The 4,093-nt window shown below is 38.6% G+C and carries 2 protein-coding genes and 1 pseudogene; 2 read left to right on the forward strand and 1 reads right to left on the reverse strand.

The features are described 5' to 3' along the window. Nucleotides 1-217: 217 nt before the first annotated feature. Nucleotides 218-1,114: a tyrosine-type recombinase/integrase gene (locus tag VB693_RS28865; protein ID WP_323269268.1), complete on the reverse strand. Its 897-nt coding sequence runs from the start codon at nt 1,112-1,114 to the stop codon at nt 218-220. Between the two features lie 82 nt (nt 1,115-1,196). Here VB693_RS28865 and VB693_RS28870 point away from each other — a divergent pair, with 82 nt between their 5' ends. Both VB693_RS28870 and VB693_RS28875 read left to right on the forward strand, forming a co-directional pair. Continuing rightward, a complete protein-coding gene (locus VB693_RS28870) occupies nt 1,197-1,652 on the forward strand; it encodes a double zinc ribbon domain-containing protein (RefSeq protein WP_323269269.1) in 456 nt (151 codons plus the stop codon). Nucleotides 1,653-1,739: 87 nt separating this feature from the next. After that, nucleotides 1,740-4,093 (forward strand): annotated as a pseudogene (locus VB693_RS28875) (Tn3 family transposase); the annotation flags it as partial.

Raw genomic sequence — 4,093 nt, forward strand, 5'->3', positions numbered from 1 at the left:
GGCAGGACTGTGCCAAAACGGGAAAATTGTACGCTAAGGAATTAATGCAAACGCTATAACCATTGTGAGGCTTAGGTTTCAGCCATTGCTGAAACTCATTTTTTGTTTTATCCCTCAGTTAACAGTTCAAGAGAAATATTAATTCTCTTAAACTGTAAAGTTTACATTGCTATTACTAGCAAAACCATATTTATTTTTAGCCAAAACTGATATTTACTTACTGCTCATAATTGGGGATTTTCTCAAAGGCTCGTTGTGCTACTTCTTCCGCACGCCGAGAAGTAACTTTTGAATATCGCAAAGTCATTTGAATCGTCTCATGACCCATCAATGCACGTAGTTCGTCGATACCCATCAAACCGACCCTTTCAGTACCAAAGGTATGTCTCAAATCATGGAAACGAATTCCTTCTAATTCGTTTACGCCCTTAATTACCTCAAGTAGGGACTTATAAGCTGTTGCGTAAGATAGACGAGATACTTTGAGGCTAAAGGGTTGTTGGGCTGTAAACAATGCCGACACGCACGGATGCCTGTAATATTTGAGGTAGTTATTTAGACTTTGTGCAGCACTTTCGCTGTAAAAACACCATCGTTGCTTATTTCGCTTACCAATTACCTGAAACTTACGATTTTGAATATCTACATCGTCTAAATCTAACGTCAATATTTCCGCGATTCTAGCCCCCGTGCTGTGCAACAAATGTATCAACGCAGACATTCGAGCATCTGGTTTAATAGTTTGGTAGAGAAGATTTAATTGTGCTGGTGTAAGATAACGCACTTCTTCGTCAGAATTATGTTCCCCTTTCTCTAGTTGAGGTTTGCATCTAGGATATCTAGCTAGAGGATTTGATTTGATATAGCCCTGCTCCACAGCAAAGTTAAATAATGCGGTAATTACTGCTTGATATTTATGGTGAGTTGTAAATTTTACTTGAGACACCCCTGATAAATATTCAACCAAAATTTCATAGTCAACAATTTCAATCGACCAACGTCCATAAAGTTGGAGCAGAGGTATCAAAACATACTCATAAGTACGAATCGTTGAGTTTGTCAGTCCTGGACGATCTAAAAACTGGGTTGTTAACGCAGCTAAAGTAATAGTCACAATTAAGACAAAAATTTAAATTATTGAAATTTTGTACACATCTTAATTTAATATTAAGTGCTACAAAAATAATAATACTTTTATGGATGTATCTCTCGTAGATGTGGCTCCAAACCCGTCTGAACCGTTGGGACGGTATATTCAACGTGTCCGTGATTCCAATCGTTTAACGCAGCTGGAATTAAGTATAAAAGCGGGTATACATGTCCAAACCATACGTAAAATTGAATCTGGTGGCACATCTCGACTTAGCCAAAAAGGTAAATCTGGGTTAGCGGCGGCATTGGGCATACCCCAGGAATATCTTGATGCTGTCGTCAAACAAACACCTATTGAGGCAACAGGTGCGTTGAAATTTTGCCCCAAGTGTTGGACACCTGGCACAACACTTGACCCTATGTGGACTTCGTTACGGTCAAAATATTGCTTCGCTTGCGGTACAACTTTACGCGACCGATGTGGAAGTTGCAATGAACCAATCATGTCGCTCAAATTTAAATTCTGCCCTTATTGTGGAGAATCCTATAAGCAGACGTAAAAATTATATGTTTAACAGCAAAATATTTTCATACTAAATATGCTCGATTTCCGGCATCCACTTTAATTAAATTAGATGGTCTAAAACTTGGCTACCCGCGAATTATTATCTGATATACAACGAATTCAATTTACTCAAATACCTATAGATATTACGGAGAGAGATATTGTCCGATACTACACTTTTAACACTGATGATTTAAAAGTTATAAACAGTCGCCGTCGCGTACATAATCGTTTAGGAATTGCGGTGCAATTATGTTATTTGCGGTTTCCAGGTCGCGTATGGGAATTAGGAGAAAAAGTACCTCACTCAATTTTATCCTATGTTGCCGAGCAATTGTCAGTTAAGCCGAAGTTTTTCAAAAACTATGCGGTACGAGATACCACTCGCCGGGAGCATTTAGCAGAACTTCAGAAAGTTTTAGGGTATGACTCTATGAGTATGTCTCACTACAAGAGACTCTCTAAATGGTTGATGAAACTGGCTTTTAATACAGATAAGGGAATTGCTTTAATCGAAGCACTGATTGCAGAAATGCGTCGGACTAAAATAATAATTCCCGCAATGTCTACAGTTGAAAGGCTTGCTTGGGAAACACGACGACGCGCTCAAACCCAATTTTATTTATTGCTAACTCAGCATTTAACAACTCTTCAAAAGAAAGAACTTGATGGTTTGTTGGTGATAAATCTTGAAAAAAACCGTACTCCATTAGTTTGGTTGCGCCAACCGCCAGGAGTAGCTAATCCTAAGAACTTTTTAAAAATATTAGATAAGTTTGAATTTATTCGTGATTTAAATTTAGATAGGTCATGTTTAACTAAAGTACACCATAATCGGTTGGTGCAGTTAACCCGAATTGGAGTGAAAACGACACCTGCACACATTGCTCGATTAGATGAACTCAGAAGATATGCTACTTTGGTTGCTTTTCTGTTAGAAACATCTGCCATATTTGTTGACACTGCAATCTCAATGCACGACAAGATGATAGGTAAATTGTTCCGCCGCAGTGAAAATCAACGTAACCAGAATTTTCAACACGATGGAAAAGCTATTAATGAGAAAGTCAGGCTCTATGCTGATATAGGAGATGCTCTAATTAACGCCAGAGAGGGAGAAGGAGATGCCTATGCTGCGATTGAATCGGTGCTAAGTTGGGATAATTTTCTCAAAAGTGTTGAAGAAGCTGGAAAATTAGCACGTCCTGCGGATTTTGATTATTTTGATTTGCTCGACAGACGTTATTCCCAATTACGTAGATATACACCAACATTACTCTCAGCCTTTGAGTTTAAAGCTAGCAATCCAGCCTTGCCGATTGTTGAAGCGTTAAATGTAATCAAAGAACTAAATGATACTAATCGCCGTAATATACCGGATGATGCACCAGTTGATTTTGTCAAACCCCGATGGTCAAAATATGTCTTTAATAATGGTAAAATTGACCGCCATTATTACGAAATGTGTGTCTTAAGTGAACTCCGAGACTGTTTGCGTTCAGGGGACATTTCGGTTGTAGGTTCTCGACAGTATCAGGATTTTGAGGATTATCTTCTCCCCCAAGATCAATGGCAGATTCTCCATGATAATAATGAAATACCAGTGGCAATTACAACTGATTTTACGACTTATATTAAACAACGCCAAGAATTATTGCTTGAACAATTTGCTCAGGTTTCTGACTTACTTACAAAAAATAAACTACCTGGTGTTGTCATTGAAAATGAAAAATTAGTTATCAGTCCAGTGATTAGTAATATGCCTGACGGTGCTACTCAGTTTGGCGACCGGATTTATAATTTATTACCGCGAATTAAGCTGACAGATTTACTTATCGAAGTTGATTCCTGGACTGGTTTTACTAAACATTTTACTCATCTACAAACGGGGGAGGTTGCTACAGATAAAATTATTTTACTCAGTAATATTTTAGCTGACGCGATTAATTTAGGTTTGGTGAAAATGGCTGAGGCATTACCTTCACCCGATTTAACTTTCGAGCGATTAGCGTGGGTTGATGACTGGTATATTCGAGATGAAACATACTCAAAGGCTCTAGCAGAGATAATTAATTTTCATACCAAAATTCCATTTTCTGCCTATTGGGGTGATGGTAAAACTTCTTCAAGCGATGGTCAGCGATTTAAGGCAGCTGGTCCTAAAAGCTTTAATTCAGTTGCGACGTAAAGCTACTAGCGAACTTAACAAGGGGGAATTGAAAAACTCGTTGTCGAGAGCGGTCTTCTTTCATCGTTTGGGTGAAGTGCGTGACCGTTCGTTTGAAGATCAATCAATACGTGCGAGCGGTTTGAATTTGGCTGTGGCGGCGATTGTGCTTTGGAATACGGTGTATTTGGAGAATGCGGTTAATTTGTTGAAGTCAGAGGGCGTAATTATCCCAGATGAATACTTACAACATTTATCACCAATGGGGT

The organism is Anabaena sp. UHCC 0399 (assembly GCF_034931465.1).
Taxonomy (GTDB): Bacteria; Cyanobacteriota; Cyanobacteriia; order Cyanobacteriales; family Nostocaceae; genus Trichormus; species Trichormus minutissimus.